This is a genomic window from Tatumella sp. JGM91, assembly GCF_018257575.1.
GTDB classification, from domain to species: domain Bacteria; phylum Pseudomonadota; class Gammaproteobacteria; order Enterobacterales; family Enterobacteriaceae; genus Tatumella; species Tatumella punctata.
The window spans coordinates 169521-186529 of the sequence record NZ_JAERJP010000003.1 but is presented as its reverse complement, the minus strand read 5'-3'; the positions used below and the strand labels follow the sequence as shown (position 1 = coordinate 186529).

Annotated in this window: 9 protein-coding genes and 3 pseudogenes; 6 read left to right on the top strand and 6 right to left on the bottom strand. The window is 49.5% G+C overall.

Annotation, left to right across the window (positions count from 1 at the left end):
- Positions 1–8 precede the first annotated feature (8 nt).
- Genes lptD through apaH form a run of 6 tightly spaced genes read left to right on the top strand, consistent with a single transcriptional unit; the run spans position 9 to position 6785 of the window.
- Complete coding sequence (lptD, locus tag JK198_RS03605) at positions 9–2369, top strand: LPS assembly protein LptD (protein WP_212710213.1); 2361 nt, start codon at positions 9–11, stop codon at positions 2367–2369.
- A 55-nt stretch (positions 2370–2424) separates the two neighbouring features.
- Positions 2425–3723 (top strand): peptidylprolyl isomerase SurA, encoded by a 1299-nt coding sequence (surA, locus tag JK198_RS03600; protein WP_212706996.1) that lies wholly within the window; start codon positions 2425–2427, stop codon positions 3721–3723.
- The gene (gene pdxA / locus JK198_RS03595) at positions 3716–4708 is read left to right on the top strand and encodes a 4-hydroxythreonine-4-phosphate dehydrogenase PdxA (protein ID WP_212706997.1); all 993 of its coding nucleotides are present in this window, start codon (positions 3716–3718) and stop codon (positions 4706–4708) included. The genes surA and pdxA overlap by 8 nt, the downstream gene beginning before the upstream one ends.
- The gene (rsmA, locus tag JK198_RS03590) at positions 4701–5525 is read left to right on the top strand and encodes a 16S rRNA (adenine(1518)-N(6)/adenine(1519)-N(6))-dimethyltransferase RsmA (RefSeq protein ID WP_212706998.1); all 825 of its coding nucleotides are present in this window, start codon (positions 4701–4703) and stop codon (positions 5523–5525) included. The genes pdxA and rsmA overlap by 8 nt, the downstream gene beginning before the upstream one ends.
- Positions 5526–5528: 3 nt before the next feature.
- Entirely contained in the window at positions 5529–5906 is a 378-nt protein-coding gene (gene apaG, locus JK198_RS03585) for a Co2+/Mg2+ efflux protein ApaG (protein WP_212706999.1), read from the top strand.
- A 54-nt stretch (positions 5907–5960) separates the two neighbouring features.
- Positions 5961–6785, top strand: coding sequence for a bis(5'-nucleosyl)-tetraphosphatase (symmetrical) ApaH (gene apaH / locus JK198_RS03580; RefSeq protein WP_212707000.1), 825 nt, complete (start codon positions 5961–5963; stop codon positions 6783–6785).
- Positions 6786–6834: 49 nt separating this feature from the next.
- Here apaH and JK198_RS03575 read toward each other — a convergent pair.
- The 6 genes and pseudogenes from JK198_RS03575 to carB all read right to left on the bottom strand — a co-directional run bounded on the left by JK198_RS03575 (position 6835) and on the right by carB (position 16994).
- Positions 6835–8226: pseudogene (locus JK198_RS03575) on the bottom strand (family 1 glycosylhydrolase).
- A gap of 147 nt (positions 8227–8373) precedes the next feature.
- A pseudogene (locus JK198_RS03570) lies at positions 8374–9750 on the bottom strand (PTS transporter subunit EIIC); the annotation flags it as partial.
- 532 nt (positions 9751–10282) lie between these two features.
- The gene (gene folA / locus JK198_RS03565) at positions 10283–10765 is read right to left on the bottom strand and encodes a type 3 dihydrofolate reductase (protein WP_212707003.1); all 483 of its coding nucleotides are present in this window, start codon (positions 10763–10765) and stop codon (positions 10283–10285) included.
- Positions 10766–10968: 203 nt separating this feature from the next.
- Positions 10969–12045, bottom strand: a pseudogene (locus JK198_RS03560) (porin); the annotation flags it as partial.
- Positions 12046–12386: 341 nt separating this feature from the next.
- Entirely contained in the window at positions 12387–13475 is a 1089-nt protein-coding gene (locus JK198_RS03555) for a porin (RefSeq protein WP_249213248.1), read from the bottom strand.
- 294 nt (positions 13476–13769) lie between these two features.
- On the bottom strand, positions 13770–16994 hold the full coding sequence (carB, locus tag JK198_RS03550) for a carbamoyl-phosphate synthase large subunit (protein WP_212707006.1): 3225 nt from the start codon (positions 16992–16994) through the stop codon (positions 13770–13772).
- Positions 16995–17009 lie beyond the last annotated feature (15 nt).

Below are 17009 nucleotides of genomic sequence, written 5' to 3'. Positions count from 1 at the left end.
TACTACGTATGAACAAAAGATTACCAACCCTGCTGGCCACGATGATTGGTGCAGCGCTCTACAGCCAGCATACCTTTGCAGATGACCTGATGTCACAGTGTATGCTGGGCGTACCTTCTTATAATCGTCCATTAACTACCGGTACGCCAAATCAGCAGCCTGTTACTATTCATTCTGATTCCGCCAAAGGGACCTACCCGAACGATTCTGTTTTTTCCGGGAAGGTCAGCGTAAATCAAGGTAACGGACAACTTCAGGCTGATGAAATACAACTTCACCAGCGTCAGCAGCCCGGGCAGAGTATACCGACACGCACCGTCGATGCATTGGGAAATGTGCATTATGATGATAATCAGGTAATTCTTAAGGGGCCTAAAGCCTGGTCTGATCTGAATACCAAAGATACCAACGTCTGGGACGGTGATTATCAGATGGTCGGCCGCCAGGGGCGCGGCAGTGCTGAGCAGATGAAACTGCGCGGTAATAACCGTTATACGATTCTGGAAAATGGTAACTTTACCTCCTGTCTGCCCGGCGACAACAGCTGGAGTGTGGCAGGATCTGAAATTATCGAAGACCGTCAGGAACAGGTTGCTGAAATCTGGAATGCCCGGTTTAAAGTCGGCCCGGTGCCGATTTTTTACAGCCCCTATTTACAACTGCCGATCGGTGATCGGCGTCGTTCAGGCTTTCTGATCCCGAATGCAAAATACGGTAATAATAATGGCTTCGAATTTATGCTGCCTTATTACTGGAATATTGCTCCGCAGATGGATGCCACCATCACCCCGCACTATATGAGCAAACGCGGGATGCAGCTGGAAAATGAATTCCGTTATCTGTCGGTGTTAGGCAGCGGTTTAATGGAACTGGACTACCTGCCCTCGGACCGTCAGTACAATAATGAAAAATCGGCACGCGGTATAGCGGACGGTACCAGCTCTAAACGCTGGCTGTTCTACTGGCGTCATGACGGTGTTTATGATCAGCACTGGCGTTTTAATGTTGATTATACCAAAGTCAGCGACAGCTATTATTTTAACGATCTGGATTCTAAATATTACAGCTCGACCGATGGCTATGCCGACCAGAAATTCAGTATCGGTTACGCGGATACTAACTGGGATGCCACCCTGTCGACCAAAGATTTCCAGACCTTTTCCCACAGCAGCAGCAATATTTATCGGACCCTGCCGCAGCTGGATGTAAACCTTTACCAGAATGATATCGGTCCGTTCGATACTCATGTCTATGGTCAGTTTGCCCGCTTCGTCAATACCAACCCGAATTATCCACGGGCGACACGGCTGCATATTGAACCGACCATCGACCTGCCTCTGTCCAATGGCTGGGCCAGCCTGAACACTGAAGCAAAATTACTGGCAACCCATTATCAGCAGGACAATATCGATGACTACAATGATAATGACAGTAACCTGTACCATCTGAAACATTCAGTCAACCGGACCCTGCCACAGTTTAAAGTGGACGGGAAGATGGTGTTTGACCGTGATATGGACTGGTCGCCGGGTTACACCCAGACACTGGAACCACGGGTACAGTACCTGTACACCCCTTATCGTGATCAGAGCAATATTTATCCTTACGACTCCACATTACTGCAGACGGATTATACCGGGCTGTTCCGTGACCGCACCTACAGTGGTCTGGATCGTATTTCATCTGCTAACCAGGTGGCGACCGGGGTGACTTCACGGATTTATGATAACAATCTGGTTGAACGTTTTAACGTTTCTGTGGGTCAGATATATTCGTTTACCCCTGCACGTACAGGAATTGCGCAAATTGATGACAACGACAGCCGTGGCAGTCTGACGTGGGCCGGAGATACATACTGGAAAATCAGTGACCGCTGGGGTGTCCGCGGGGGTCTGCAATATGACACCAAACTGGATAATATTTCCCAGGGAAATGCGGTTCTGGAATACCGCCGTGATACAGACCGTATGGTACAGCTGAACTATCGCTACAGCAGCCCGGAATACGTCGCACAGGCGCTGGATAATGCATCACTGCTGACTAACCCGATTTATAAAAACGGGATATCACAGGCAGGAGTCACCGCAAGCTGGCCGATCGCCGATGCATGGTCAGTGGTGGGTGCATACTATTACGATACCCGTAATAGAAAGCCGGCAGAACAGCTGTTAGGTCTTCAGTACAGTTCTTGTTGCTACGCGATCCGTGTCGGATATGAGCGTAAAATCAATGGCTGGGAAAATAACACAAGTAAATATGACAACCAGATTTCATTCAACATTGAATTCCGTGGCCTGAGTTCAAACTACGGCCTGGGAACCGACCAGATGCTGCATCAGGGAATTATCCCTTATCAGCCCGCGTTTTGATGTTGTAATGTATGGCCGGTAAACTCCGCAACGCGGTAACAACGATGGATAAAGTATGAAGAACTGGAGAATGCTGATTCTGGGTGCAGCAATGACTGCAACAACTGCGACTGCGATTGCGGCACCACAGATGATTGATAAAGTCGCAGCTGTAGTAAATAACGGTGTTGTTTTAGAAAGCGACATCGACAATATGATGAGTACCGTGAAAACTCAGGCAAAAGAAGCCGGCCAGCAATTACCCGATGATCAGACACTGCATCATCAGATCCTTGAACGGGAAATTATGGACAGCATAATTTCCCAGATGGGACAGCGTGCCGGTATTCAAATCAGCGATCAGGAGCTTGACCAGGCTATCGGCAATATTGCGGCACAGAACCATATGACCCTCGATCAGCTGCGCAGCCGACTGAGCTACGACGGTGTTGATTACAATACCTACCGCAGCCAGATCCGTAAAGAAATGCTGATTTCTACGGTACGCAACAATGAGGTCAGAAGCCGTATCACTATTCTTCCTCAGGAAGTTGATAATCTGGCAAAACAGATTGCTGACCAGAACGTGCCGGGGACTGAACTTAATCTGAGCATGATCCTGCTGCCTCTGCCGGAAAATCCGACTCAGCAACAGGTCGACGATGAAGAAGCACTGGCGAAAAAACTGGTCGGTGAACTGAAGAAAGGGGCTGACTTCGGTAAGATGGCGGTCACCTACTCTGCCGATCCTCAGGCGCTGAAAGGCGGAAATATGGGCTGGGGTAAAATTGAAGAATTGCCAAATCTGTTCAGCCAGGCGCTGAGTACCGCCCGCAAAGGCGATATCGTCGGTCCTATCCGTTCCGGTGTCGGCTTCCATATTCTGAAAGTGAACGACATGCGTGGCGAAACACAAAATGTTTCTGTCACCGAAGTGCATGCCCGCCATATTCTGATCAAAGTATCACCGATCATGAGTGATCAGCAGGCACGTGCAAAAATCCAGCAGCTTTCTGATGAGATCAACAGCGGAAAAATCAGTTTTGCCGATGCCGCGAAACGCTTTTCTGACGATCCCGGTTCAGCGAACCAGGGCGGTGACCTCGGCTGGGCATCACCTAATATTTACGATCCTGCCTTCCGCGATGCGGTAATGAACCTGAAAAAAGGTCAGCTCAGTGCACCGGTCCGTTCTTCTTTTGGCTGGCATCTGATTCAGTTGCTGGATACCCGCAAGGTAGACCGTACTCAGGATGCGGACAAAGACCGCGCCTACCGGATGCTGTTTAACCGTAAATTCGCCGAAGAAGCACAGACCTGGATGCAGGAACAACGTGCTGAAGCGTATGTGAAAGTTCTGGATAACAATGGCTGATATCCCGCGGATAGTGATCACACCCGGTGAACCTGCCGGGATTGGTCCTGATTTAACCGTACAGCTGGCCGCATATGACTGGCCGGCCGAGCTGGTGGTCTGTGCCGACAGACAACTGCTACTGGATCGGGCCGCACAACCTGGTCTGCCTCTGACCCTGTCTGAGTACCGGCCGGATGAACCAGCCCGCCCGCAGAAAGCCGGCAGCTTAACGCTGCTGCAGGTGCCCCTTAATGCTCCGGTAACGGCAGGACATCTGTCGGTGGCTAACAGCGACTATGTGTTACGCAGTTTATCAGCCGCCAGCGATGGCTGCCTGAAGGGAAATTTTTCTGCCCTGGTCACCGGGCCGGTTCATAAAGGGGTTATCAACGATGCCGGTATTCCTTTTACCGGGCATACGGAATTTTTCGCCGACCGCGCAGGTTGCCAGAAAGTAGTGATGATGCTGGCAACCACCGGGTTACGTGTTGCTCTGGCAACCACCCACCTGCCACTGAAAGAGGTGTCGGCGGCGATTACCCGCGATAACCTGCATCAGGTTATTACGATCCTCCATCATGACCTGCAACATAAATTCCATATTCCGCAGCCGCGGATCCTGGTGTGCGGACTGAATCCCCATGCCGGAGAGGGAGGCCATATGGGGCATGAAGAGATCGATGTGATTGAACCAGCCCTCAATGAGCTCCGTCAGCAGGGAATTATGCTGACCGGTCCGCTACCTGCCGATACTCTGTTCCAGCCTAAATATCTGCAAAATGCGGATGCAGTGCTGGCAATGTATCACGATCAGGGATTACCGGTGTTAAAATACCAGGGTTTTGGCCGTGCGGTAAATATTACCCTTGGCCTGCCATTTATCCGGACCTCTGTTGACCATGGCACCGCGCTTGAATTAGCCGGTACCGGGCAGGCAGATCCGGGAAGCTTTATCACGGCGATCAAACTCGCCACTACTATGATTAAGAGCAGTAATGAATAATCGCGTCCACCAGGGGCACTACGCCCGTAAACGTTTCGGGCAAAACTTCCTTAACGACCAGTACATTATCGATAGTATTGTTTCTGCTATCCATCCGCAAAAAAGTGATGCGCTGGTAGAAATCGGCCCGGGTCTCGGGGCACTGACTGAACCTGTCGGTGAAAAACTGGATGCCCTGACCGTGATCGAACTCGATCGTGATCTGGCAGCCCGTTTGCAGACTCATCCGTTCCTCGGTCCGAAGCTGACCCTGTTCCAGCAGGATGCCATGACATTCAACTTCGCAGAACTGGCAGCTGAACGCGGGCAGCCACTGCGGGTGTTTGGTAACCTGCCCTATAATATTTCAACCCCACTGATGTTCCATCTGTTCAGCTACCCGGGTGCTATTAAAGATATGCACTTTATGCTGCAGAAAGAAGTGGTTAACCGACTGGTTGCCGGACCGGGCAGCAAAGCTTACGGACGTCTTACCGTGATGGCGCAATACTATTGTCAGGTGATCCCGGTACTGGAAGTGCCCCCTCATTCCTTTACCCCGCCACCCAAAGTCGACTCCGCGGTGGTGCGTTTGATCCCGCATACGGATTCGCCTTATCCGGCCGTCGATGTGAAAGTCTTAAGCCGTATTACTACCGAAGCCTTTGGCAAGCGCCGTAAAACACTGCGTAACAGCCTCGGCCATTTATTCCCTGAAAGCGTACTGACTGAGCTGGGCATTGATAATAATCTGCGTGCAGAAAACATCAGTATTGCGCAATACTGCCAGCTGGCACACTGGCTGACAGAACATCCGGAACATCCCCGGGAGAGCTGAACCATGAGTGCATCCAGACGCGTTTACGTTAATGTGCAGACATTTTATGTGGCTTCACAGTCACAACCGGAAGCCGGCCGCTATGTTTTTGCCTATACGATTACCATCCGTAATTTAGGCCACAATACGGTCTGTCTGCGTGAGCGCTACTGGCTGATCACCAATGGAGATGGTAACGAAACAGAGGTACGGGGTGAGGGCGTGGTCGGTGAACAACCGGTTATTGCGCCGGGCGAAGAGTACCAGTACACCAGTGGTGCAGTTCTGGAAACCCCGATTGGCACCATGCAAGGGCACTATGTCATGCAGGACGAACAGGGTGAGGAGTTCCATACGCCTGTGCCTGTGTTCCGACTGGCGGTTGCCACCCTCCTCCATTAAACATTTCTGCCGGCCTGTGCTACAGGTCAAATGTTATATGCTGACAGGATTTTCATGAGTACGTATCTGATAGGCGATATTCACGGTTGTTACGCAGAATTCTGCGCGTTACTCGACCAGGTCAGTTTTGACCCGTCTGCCGATGAACTTTGGCTGACCGGGGATCTGGTGGCCCGCGGGCCGGATTCACTGGCGGTGTTACGCAAAGTAAAATCGCTGGGTGATTCTGTTCGTCTGGTGCTCGGTAACCATGATTTGCATATTCTGGCGGTTTACGCCGGAATCAGCCGTAATAAACCCAAAGATAATCTTGCCCCGCTACTGGCGGCGGCTGACTGTGATGAGCTGATTAACTGGCTGCGTCGTCAGCCAGTATTGCAGGTTGATGAAGACAAAAAACTGGTGATGGCTCATGCCGGTATTACCCCTCAATGGGATATCGAGACCGCCAGCAACTGTGCCAGAGAACTGGAAGCCGTTTTAGCCAGCGATACTTATCCGCTATTTCTGGATGCCATGTACGGCGATATGCCAAATAACTGGTCTGAAGAACTGAGCGGTTTGTCTAAGCTCAGGTTCAGCGCCAATGCCCTGACCCGTATGCGCTATTGCTTCCCTAACGGGCAGCTGGATATGATCTGTAAAGATACGCCGGAAAAAGCGATACCGCCGCTCAGGCCCTGGTTTCAGCTGAGCAGTCCGGTACGTGAGAATTACACGATTGTTTTCGGCCACTGGGCATCGCTGGAAGGGAAAGGGACCCCGCAAGGGGTTATTGCACTGGATACCGGCTGCTGCTGGGGCGGCAGCCTGACAATGCTGCGCTGGGAAGATAATCACTATTTCCACCAGCCATCATTCCAGCGTAAAAAGGACTGATGTTTTGTGCTATTGCCCCTTTCCCGTAAAGGGGCAATCAGCACCGGATTTATTTCAATATCGCTCCGCGGCTGGCAATAACTGACTGATACCACCCAAAGCTCTTTTTGCGGTAACGCTGTAAGCTGCCACTGCCATCATCATGGCGATCCACATAAATAAAGCCATAGCGTTTTGACAGTTCACCTTTCGAGGCACTGACTAAATCAATCGGCCCCCAGCTGGTATAACCGAGTATATTCACACCGTCCTCCAGGGCTTCCCTGACCTGCTGTAAATGATCATTCAGGTAGCTTATCCGGTAATCATCGATAACCTGATGATCTTCTGTCAGCTGATCTCTGGCCCCCAACCCGTTTTCAACAATAAACAACGGTTTGTGATAACGATCCCAGAGTAGATTCAGTAATACACGCAGCCCGAGGGGATCGATCTGCCAGCCCCATTCCGATGCAGTCAAATGCGGGTTCGGGATCATATTCAGAATATTTGCCGGACAGGACTGATGCCGGGCAGCATCTGCGCTGGCACACCCGGACATGTAATAGCTGAATGAGACAAAATCCACACTGTGTTTCAGGGCTGTATCATCTTCTTCAGTAATATACAGCCGGATATTATTCTCCCTGAAATAGCGCAGCATATAGCCCGGGTACTCTCCCCTGACCTGAATATCACCAAAAAACAGCCAGTGACGATTTTCCTGCATTGCTACCCACACGTCTGCAGGGCGGCTGGTTAACGGATAGACCAGCCCCCCCAGCAGCATATTACCGATTTTCGCTGCCGGGATAATTTCATGACAGGCTTGTACCGCCAGACCACTGGCCACCAGCTGATGATGAATTGCCTAGTAAATATTGCTCAGGGAGCTGTCTGAAGCAATACCAATACCCGTCACCGGTGCATGAAGTGACATATTGATTTCGTTAAATGTCAGCCATAACTTCACCTGCTCACGGTAGCGTGTAAAAACTACTCTGGCATAATTCATAAAGAAACCAATAAGCTGGCGGTTACCCCATCCCCCGTATTCAGAGACCAGTGCCCAGGGCATCTCGTAATGGGATAAAGTAACCATCGGCTGGATACCGTGCTGCTCTAACTCGGCAAAAATCTTATCGTAATAGGCCAGTCCGGCTTCATTGGGTGTGGTTTCATCGCCACGCGGAAATATACGCGTCCAGGCAATCGACAGGCGCAGACAGCTAAACCCCATTTCGGCAAACAGAGCAATATCCTGCGGATAACGATGATAGAAATCGATCGCAATATCTTTCAGCTGACCGCTGGCCGGCTGGCGCTGATCAATACCGCCAAAAATCCCCTGAGGGTGGACATCCGACGTTGAAAGCCCTTTGCCGTCTTCCTGCCATGCGCCCTCCACCTGGTTTGCCGCAATGGCCCCTCCCCATAAAAATGTTTCCGGAAACAGTTTCATTTATCTCTCCTTAGATAGTCGGTAATCTTTTTCGGGCGCGTTTACTGTCAGGTCAGAGTTATCGCCGCTGCGGGGGCTATTCTGTCACCGGCTTTTCCGTCCCGGACACTGCGAAATCTGTCTGGTATATTATTCCGCAGCACGGATCGCTGAACGTGGGATACCAAACAAAAATGTCAACAGACAGGAAAGGATCAACGCGATCAGGGATCCGGCAATCGCTCCCCATACTGTAAGATCAACCCCTTGCGCCGGGATCATCTGTGCAAAAGAAAATACACTGACTAAACCAAATGACCAGACCTTCACCTGAAACAGGCCGACAATGCCCCCGCCGATACCTCCGGCAATACAGCCAAACAAAAAAGGACGTTTCAGAGGTAAAGTGACACCATAAATAGCAGGTTCGGTGATACCGAAAATCCCCGCAGTCACTGAGGTGCCAGCCAGCATTTTCAGCTGCTTGTCACGGCAGGCAAAGAAAACCCCCAGCGCAGCCCCCGCCTGTCCCAGTACTGCCGGCAGTAATAAAGGGATAATCGTATCGAAGCCCAGAACACTCAGGTTATTAATCGCCACTGGCACCAGCCCCCAGTGCAAACCGAAAATAACGCATACCTGCCAGACTGCACCAAGAAACATTCCTGCAATCCAGGGCGCAATGTCATAGATCCACTGATATCCGCCTGCCAGCAACTGACTGAGCCATGTGGATAATGGGCCAATCACCAGAAATGTCAGCGGAACTATCGCCAGCAAACAAAAAAAAGGCGTGGCAAAATTACGGATGGCGATGGGTAAACGCCGGTGCAGGTGTTTTTCCAGCCAGCAGCAAATCCAGGCTGCAAAAATTATCGGGATCACCGAAGAGCTGTAATTAATAAAGGTCAGCGGGATACCAAAAAAGGTGGCAGCTTCCGTTGATGCACCCGCCTCATTCAGACTCAGGATCAACGGATGTACCAGCGTTCCGCCTGCTGCCATTGTCAGAAACGGTGAACCACCAAACTTTTTACCTGCCGTATAACCTAATACCAGTGGGAAGAAATAAAACAATGCATCACTGGCAGCAAACCATATCTGATAGGTTCCGCTGGCAGGTGATAATATTTCCGTCGCCACGGCCAGCGCCAGAAATCCTTTAAGAATGCCGGAAGCCGCCATAACACTTAATACCGGAGTAAAAATGCCCGAGACCAGATCAATAAATCGTGCCAGCAGATTACCCGCAGGCGGTGTTTTTTCCGTGGCTAATGGTGCCTGTAATACGGGCTCTGCTCTGAGATACTCTTCAATGCACCGGAATACATCACCGACCTGCTGGCCAATTACTACCTGAAACTGACCACCGCTCTCCACCACGGCAATCACCTGCTCAAGGGATTTAATTTTTTCCGCTGCCCCCTGAGGCGGAGTATACAGTTTAAACCGAAGCCGGGTTGCACAATGGACCACTGTATTTATATTTCCCACACCGCCAACAGCTTCAATTATCTGTTCCGCTAATTTCACATATACCGCCATCCTGCTCTCCCTTATTTACTCCGTTATTCCCTTATAAAGCACCTTAATCTGTAATATTCTTATCACTGCATATCGGGTATCCGGCGATGTTTCCCTCCTGAGTTTTGTTTTTTAACTATGAGCTTCCAGTGAATTAATAACCGGAGGTTAATCATAAAAATTAAAATAAATAATAAATAATAAATAATAAATAATAAATAATAAATAATAAATAATAAATAATAATACCAGCAGGGAAAATAAGAACACCTTGCATAATTTTTATGACAAGACTAATTTAACCGCAGGGGAAGTAAACAATTCAGTTTTTTTAATGAAATTATCTTAATCATTGCATGATATTCTGTGGAATGAAAAATAACACTGGTTAAAACTTATTCCACTATTATTTTCAACAGCAATAATTTTTGTGAAGATGATCAAGATATAAAGGCTACAGAGGAGACAACAGCAAACAATAACGACGGGATAACACAGAACTGAACCGGCCGCCTGCGACGCTGATTATCACGGGCGGCCTGATGTGCACAGACTAACGACGGCGCTCGAGGATTTCGAAACAGAAACTGTGGCTATTACTGCTGTCAGCATCATGAAATTCACTGAACACAGATTGCCAGTCGTCCGGGGCATAGTCGGGAAACTGGGTATCTCCCTCAACTTCTGCATCAATATGGGTCAGATACAACCGGTCGGCTTTTTCCAGCATCTGGGCATAAATATTTCCGCCACCAATGATCATGATCTCTGGCACATCCCCCGCCAGTTGTAGCGCTTCATCAGGAGACGCTGCCAGGGTGACCCCCTGTATCTCATCTGCTGAGCGGCTGATCACAATATTCAGTCGTCCGGGTAATGGGCGGCCGATTGACTCAAACGTCCGCCGCCCCATAATTACCGGCTTGTTCAGGGTCTGTTTTTTGAACCAGGCCAGATCTGCCGGCAGGCTCCATGGCATGGTATTGTCCATCCCGATAATACGATCCGCCGCCATGGCAGCAATCAGACTAATCATTACGTTAACCCGCTGGAAAAATTGGCGCCATCATACGGAAAGGTATTCACTTCGTCGATAGGCATCTGAGACTATTTCACTCTGCGCGGTGCGGAGTCGTGATAGCTTATCCATTAATCGCGGAGTCACTTTCGAAAAAGAATGATTAAACAGCAGATTAAGAGAAAATACTCTGCCGCATTGTACTGTGCGGCAGCAGCAGATCAGAAATTATAATAGATACGGACGACGTTCATATTACCCAGATGATCGGTACTGGAGGTTAATACATACTCATAATCGACACGGAATCCATAGTCGAGGTTAAAGGCGACCCCTAAACCATTATCTGTGCGCTGATAGTTGCGGCCGGTGACGAATTGCATCCGGTCGCCCATAAAGTAAGGCTGAACCGACTGTAAGGCATAGCGCTGCACCGGAATATTGTAACCGGCATAATATTCAACGCCCCAGGCATCACCGGCAAAATACCTTTTAACATCAATATTCTGGCTTGGTTCAAAATTCTGATACCAGCCACCTCCCGCTGCCAGCACCCAGTGGCCGGGATGCCAGCTGAACGCTGTACCCAGCAAATTCTGATTATAGTTCTTACTCTGATGTGGCTGCGGATTACGCATTTGTGCTTTGGTATAGTTCCAGGCCATCGCCCAGCTCAGGTCCGGGGTTAACTGATAGTTAAATCCGAGTGACCCACCGCCACGCCGTTTATAACGCAGTCCGTTACCGGGCAGGTAACTGCTGTCTGCAAAAAGATACGCTGCATACAATTCAACGTTACCGATACGGTTTTGATAGCGTAGCTGTTTCCTTGGCCGGTAAGATCCATCATAGTCACCGTTGATACCATTACCCGGCGCCTGACCCAGCATATCGTAATCCCAGATATCTGTTTTTGACCCAATAACATCGTAGTAGATACTGTTGCGCTGGCCGAAAGTCAGTTCGCCCCACTCTTTACTGCGGATCCCTGTGTACATCATTCTGCGGGTAGTGTTTTTATCGTTTTCGGCATAGTGACCACTCCAGTCAAGCAATGCCGGAATATTCACTCCCAGCTCATAGTAGTTAGTCCAGGTCAGATCATTTGTCAGCCGGTAATCTGCGGTAAAACGAAAACGGGTACCGCCATCAAACACATTACGTTTATAGTTTTTTCCTTTACCACTGGTCATATGGTTTAATTGCGGACGGATACTCCCCCCGACCTGAAAGTTTAACCGGCTGAGTAAATCATCTTTCTGCGGATCCGCTTTTAACAGCGTGATTTCGGCATAACTGGTCACAGGCAATGCAGAGGCCAGTACCAGCAGCGTGCCCGGCAGTATAAAATACCAACTGTTATTCATAATTAATCCCGATAATATAAAATATTCTAATTATAAAAATGACGGTTTTTAATAAGTTATCGGGCAGAATGTAGCATGGTTAAATTTTGAGTAATCAGGCAGATAAAACGCATATTTCATCGTTAAATAAGGTAATCGCCGGATAAAAAACAGTAAATCTGTCACAGACCGCAGGATAAAAAAGTGATAGCGGGTAACGTTTCGGAGGGGACGGAGGGAAAGGCCTGTCCGCAGGACAACAGTAAATCTGTTTTACGGACTGGCCATAATACTCAGAAATCGTAACGCAGCCGCACCAGGTTCAGATCACCGATATTATCAGTACTTGAAGTAAAGATATGCTCTGCATCAATACGGAAACCATAAGCCATCTGGAAAGAAATTCCCAGGCCATTATCAATCCGCTGATAATGACGTCCGCTGACAAATTGCAGACGATCCCCCATCACATAAGGCTGGATCGTTTTTATCCCATAGTGTTTGATATGGAATTTATAGCCGGCAAAATATTCAGTGCCCCAGCTACTACCGGCAAAGTAATTCTCGATAGTCACTTTTTTGGTCGGTGCAAAGTTCTGATACCAGCCTCCGCCCATCGCAAATATCCAGTTATCAGGCTTCCAGCTTAAGGCGGTGCCCAGCAGGTTCTGATTGTAGTCGCGACTTTGGCCGGTGGCAGGATTGCGCATCGCCGCTTTGGTATAACTCCAGGCAACCCCCCAGCTCAGCTGCGGGGTAATATGATAGTCAGCCCCTAAAGATCCGCCGCCCTGGCGCTTATAAGCCAGCCCGTTGCCCGGATAATAATTATTGTCGGTAAACAGATAACCTGCATAAACATCCACAGGGCCAACCGATTTTTCATATTTCAACAGCTTACGGGCCCGATGGGTACCATCATAGTCACCATTGATCCCAACCCCCGGTCCCTGGGCCAGCATATCGTCATCCCAGATATCCGTTTTTGCTCCGACCACATCGTAGTAAATGCTGTTTTGCTGCCCGAAAGTCAGACGGCCCCATGTTTTACTTTCCAGCCCCGTATACATCTGTCGGCGGGTGGTATTATGCGCGCCGGGCTGATAATGGTGGTCCCATTTTAATACTGCCGGAATATTAACGCCCGGTTCGTAATAGTTAATCCAGCTCAGATCCGGGTTAATACGGTAACGGGCCCCGAAACGGAACCGGCTGCCGCCATCAAAACCATTGCGCTTATATGACTTATCATCCACCCCTGTCGAGTGATTAAACTGTGGCCGGATACTGCCGCCCACGGTTAAATCGAGCCGGCTCAAAGGATTATCTGCCGGTAGCGGTGGAATTACATGAATATCTGCCTGACCGGCAACCGGTATCATTGAAATAAGTACCAGGCCGCCGCGAACAGACTGACTCAGCCAGTTTTTTCTCATCTGGATTATCCATAAATATAAATAATAATTTAAACGAATTGTTCTCACGGAGATTATCGGGGTAAAGATAAATACCAGATAACTCAATGCTATTTATTGAATATAAAAAACAGGAAAGCAGAAAATGACAGATGATCCTGTCAGAAAGTTAAATTTTTTTAAATGGTATAACGTGCGTTTTGATGATTTTTACTGAAATGATAAGCGACCCTGCAATCAGGGCCGCTTATTTAAGGCAGGTCAGGCATTAATTTCGGCGTGCATTTCCTGAACAGAAATCACCCGTTCGGTCGGATCGGCATTCAGTGCCATTGCTGTGGCAAAACCACCATTCAGGGTCGTGTCGTAATGCACTTTATACTGCAGTGCACTGCGTCTGATCAGGCGTGAATCTTCTATCGCCTGGCGTCCGGCCGTGGTATTAACAATATAGCTGTATTCACCATTTTTCAGACGGTCCTGAATATGCGGTCGCCCTTCATGTACTTTATTCACCAGCCGCGGGTTAATCCCTGCTTCACCCAGGACCACTGCCGTACCGTGTGTCGCATCCAGTTCATAACCATATTTCATTAATTTGGCTGCCAGGTCGACAACCCGCTTTTTGTCGCCTTCACGCACGGATAACAGTGCACGTCCTGACTTTTTCATCATCGACTGTGAACCCAGCATAGCCTTAGAGAAAGCTTCTGCAAAGGTACGACCGACGCCCATAACCTCACCGGTAGAACGCATTTCCGGACCGAGGATCGGGTCAACTCCCGGGAATTTGTTAAACGGTAATACCACTTCTTTTACCGAATAATAAGGAGGGATTATCTCTTTGGTGACACCCTGCGCCGCCAGTGTTTTACCGGCCATAACACGTGCTGCAACTTTGGCTAATGGCACACCGGTGGCTTTAGAAACAAAAGGTACTGTACGGGCTGCACGCGGGTTAACTTCAATCAGATAGACTTCGTTATCCTTAACGGCAAACTGCACATTCATCAGACCGCGAACATTCAGTTCAAATGCCAGATTTTTTACCTGCTCACGCATTACGTCCTGAATCTGCTGGCTTAAGGTATACGCCGGCAGTGAACAGGCTGAGTCACCGGAGTGAACACCGGCCTGCTCAATGTGTTCCATAATTCCGCCAATCAGTACCTGTTCACCATCGCAGATAGCATCGACATCGACTTCGACAGCATCATCCAGGAAGCGATCCAGTAACACAGGCGCATCATTTGACACAGACACGGCGGTCATAAAATAGCGTTTCAGGTCGATTTCGTCATACACAATTTCCATTGCCCGGCCGCCCAGTACATAAGAAGGGCGAACCACTAACGGATAACCAATCGAAACGGCTTTCTCAACGGCCTGTTCCAGGGCTGTGACGGTTGCATTTGCCGGTTGTTTTAATGCCAGACGCTCAACGGCATGCTGGAAACGTTCACGGTCTTCGGCACGGTCGATAGCATCAGGGCTGGTGCCAATGACCGGGACACCGGCGGCTTCCAGAGCACGGGCCAGTTTAAGTGGTGTCTGGCCGCCGTACTGAACAATCACCCCTTTGGGCTGTTCAATACGAACAATCTCCAGCACATCTTCCAGGGTCACAGGCTCAAAGTACAGACGGTCAGAGGTATCGTAATCGGTAGAGACCGTTTCAGGGTTACAGTTAACCATAATGGTTTCGTAACCATCTTCACGTAATGCCAGTGAAGCGTGGACGCAGCAATAGTCGAATTCAATACCCTGACCAATACGGTTCGGACCACCGCCAAGGATCATGATTTTTTCACGATCAGTATTCGGGCTGGCTTCGCACTCTTCTTCATAAGTTGAGTACATGTAAGCCGTGTCCGTCGCGAACTCTGCCGCACAGGTATCCACCCGCTTATAGACCGGATACAGATTATATTGCTGACGAAGTTTACGGACTTCATGTTCCGCTACTCCCGCCAGTTGTGCCAGCCGGAGGTCAGCAAAACCTTTACGCTTCAGCTGACGCAGGAAGTCGTAGTTCAGGCCATTCAGTCCCTGACGGGCAACCTGCTCTTCCAGACGAACCAGTTCTTCAATCTGCACCAGGAACCAGCGGTCGATATTGGTCAGATTAAACACACCATCAACTGACATCCCCAGACGGAACGCATCAGCGATATACCAGATACGGTCACTGCCGGCATCTTTCAGTTCACGGCGAATGCGGGTCAGTGCATCAGCCTCTTCCGGATCCACTTTCGGGTCAAATCCACAGGCACCGACTTCCAGGCCACGTAATGCCTTTTGCATGGATTCCTGGAAGGTACGGCCAATCGCCATGACTTCACCCACTGACTTCATTTGCGTGGTCAGACGGTCATTACTGCCGGCAAATTTTTCGAAGTTAAAGCGAGGGATTTTGGTCACGACATAGTCGATAGAAGGTTCGAATGACGCCGGTGTCAGCCCCCCGGTAATATCATTCATCAGTTCATCGAGGGTATAGCCAACCGCCAGCTTAGCGGCAATTTTAGCAATCGGGAAGCCGGTGGCTTTTGACGCCAGCGCCGAAGAACGTGACACCCTTGGGTTCATTTCGATAACAATCAAACGACCATTTTCCGGGTTTACCGAGAACTGGACGTTAGAACCACCGGTTTCCACACCAATCTCACGCAGTACGGCCATCGAGGCATTACGCATGATCTGATACTCTTTATCGGTCAGGGTCTGAGCCGGCGCAACGGTGATTGAGTCACCCGTATGGATCCCCATGGCATCGAAGTTTTCAATCGAGCAGACAATGATACAGTTATCATTTTTGTCACGAACAACTTCCATTTCATACTCTTTCCAGCCAATCAGCGACTCATCAATCAGCAGCTCATTGGTCGGAGACAGATCCAGTCCGCGTTCACAGATTTCTTCAAACTCTTCGCGGTTATACGCGATACCGCCACCGGTGCCCCCCATCGTAAAGGAAGGACGAATAATGCACGGAAAACCAACCTCAGCAGCCACTTTTAAGGCTTCGTCCATGGTATGGGCAATCCCGGAACGGGCAGTATCCAGTCCGATGCTTTTCATCGCTTTATCAAAACGGCGGCGATCTTCTGCTTTATCAATCGCATCGGCGGTTGCACCAATCATGGTAACGCCAAATTCTTCCAGAACCCCCTGTCTTTCTAGCTCCAGCGCACAGTTCAGTGCGGTCTGGCCACCCATGGTCGGCAGCACAGCATCAGGACGTTCTTTTTCTATGATTTTACGTACCACTTCCCAGTGGATTGGCTCAATATAGGTCGCATCCGCCATTTCCGGGTCAGTCATTATGGTTGCCGGATTCGAGTTCACCAGCACCACACGGTAACCTTCTTCACGCAGGGCTTTACAGGCCTGGGCTCCGGAATAGTCGAACTCACAGGCTTGTCCGATAACAATAGGACCGGCACCAAGGATCAGGATCGATTTTATATCTGTACGTTTTGGCATTTATTAGCTCCTGGA

What these genes read in the sequence shown, in the direction of transcription:
- surA (WP_212706996.1), top strand. Translation starts at nt 2,425, where the DNA reads ATGAAGAACTGGAGAATGCTGATTCTGGGTGCAGCAATGACTGCAACA.
- pdxA (WP_212706997.1), top strand. Translation starts at nt 3,716, where the DNA reads ATGGCTGATATCCCGCGGATAGTGATCACACCCGGTGAACCTGCCGGG.
- lptD (WP_212710213.1), top strand. Translation starts at nt 9, where the DNA reads ATGAACAAAAGATTACCAACCCTGCTGGCCACGATGATTGGTGCAGCG.
- apaH (WP_212707000.1), top strand. Translation starts at nt 5,961, where the DNA reads ATGAGTACGTATCTGATAGGCGATATTCACGGTTGTTACGCAGAATTC.
- folA (WP_212707003.1), bottom strand. Translation starts at nt 10,765, where the DNA reads ATGATTAGTCTGATTGCTGCCATGGCGGCGGATCGTATTATCGGGATG.
- apaG (WP_212706999.1), top strand. Translation starts at nt 5,529, where the DNA reads ATGAGTGCATCCAGACGCGTTTACGTTAATGTGCAGACATTTTATGTG.
- rsmA (WP_212706998.1), top strand. Translation starts at nt 4,701, where the DNA reads ATGAATAATCGCGTCCACCAGGGGCACTACGCCCGTAAACGTTTCGGG.
- JK198_RS03555 (WP_249213248.1), bottom strand. Translation starts at nt 13,475, where the DNA reads ATGATACCGGTTGCCGGTCAGGCAGATATTCATGTAATTCCACCGCTA.
- carB (WP_212707006.1), bottom strand. Translation starts at nt 16,994, where the DNA reads ATGCCAAAACGTACAGATATAAAATCGATCCTGATCCTTGGTGCCGGT.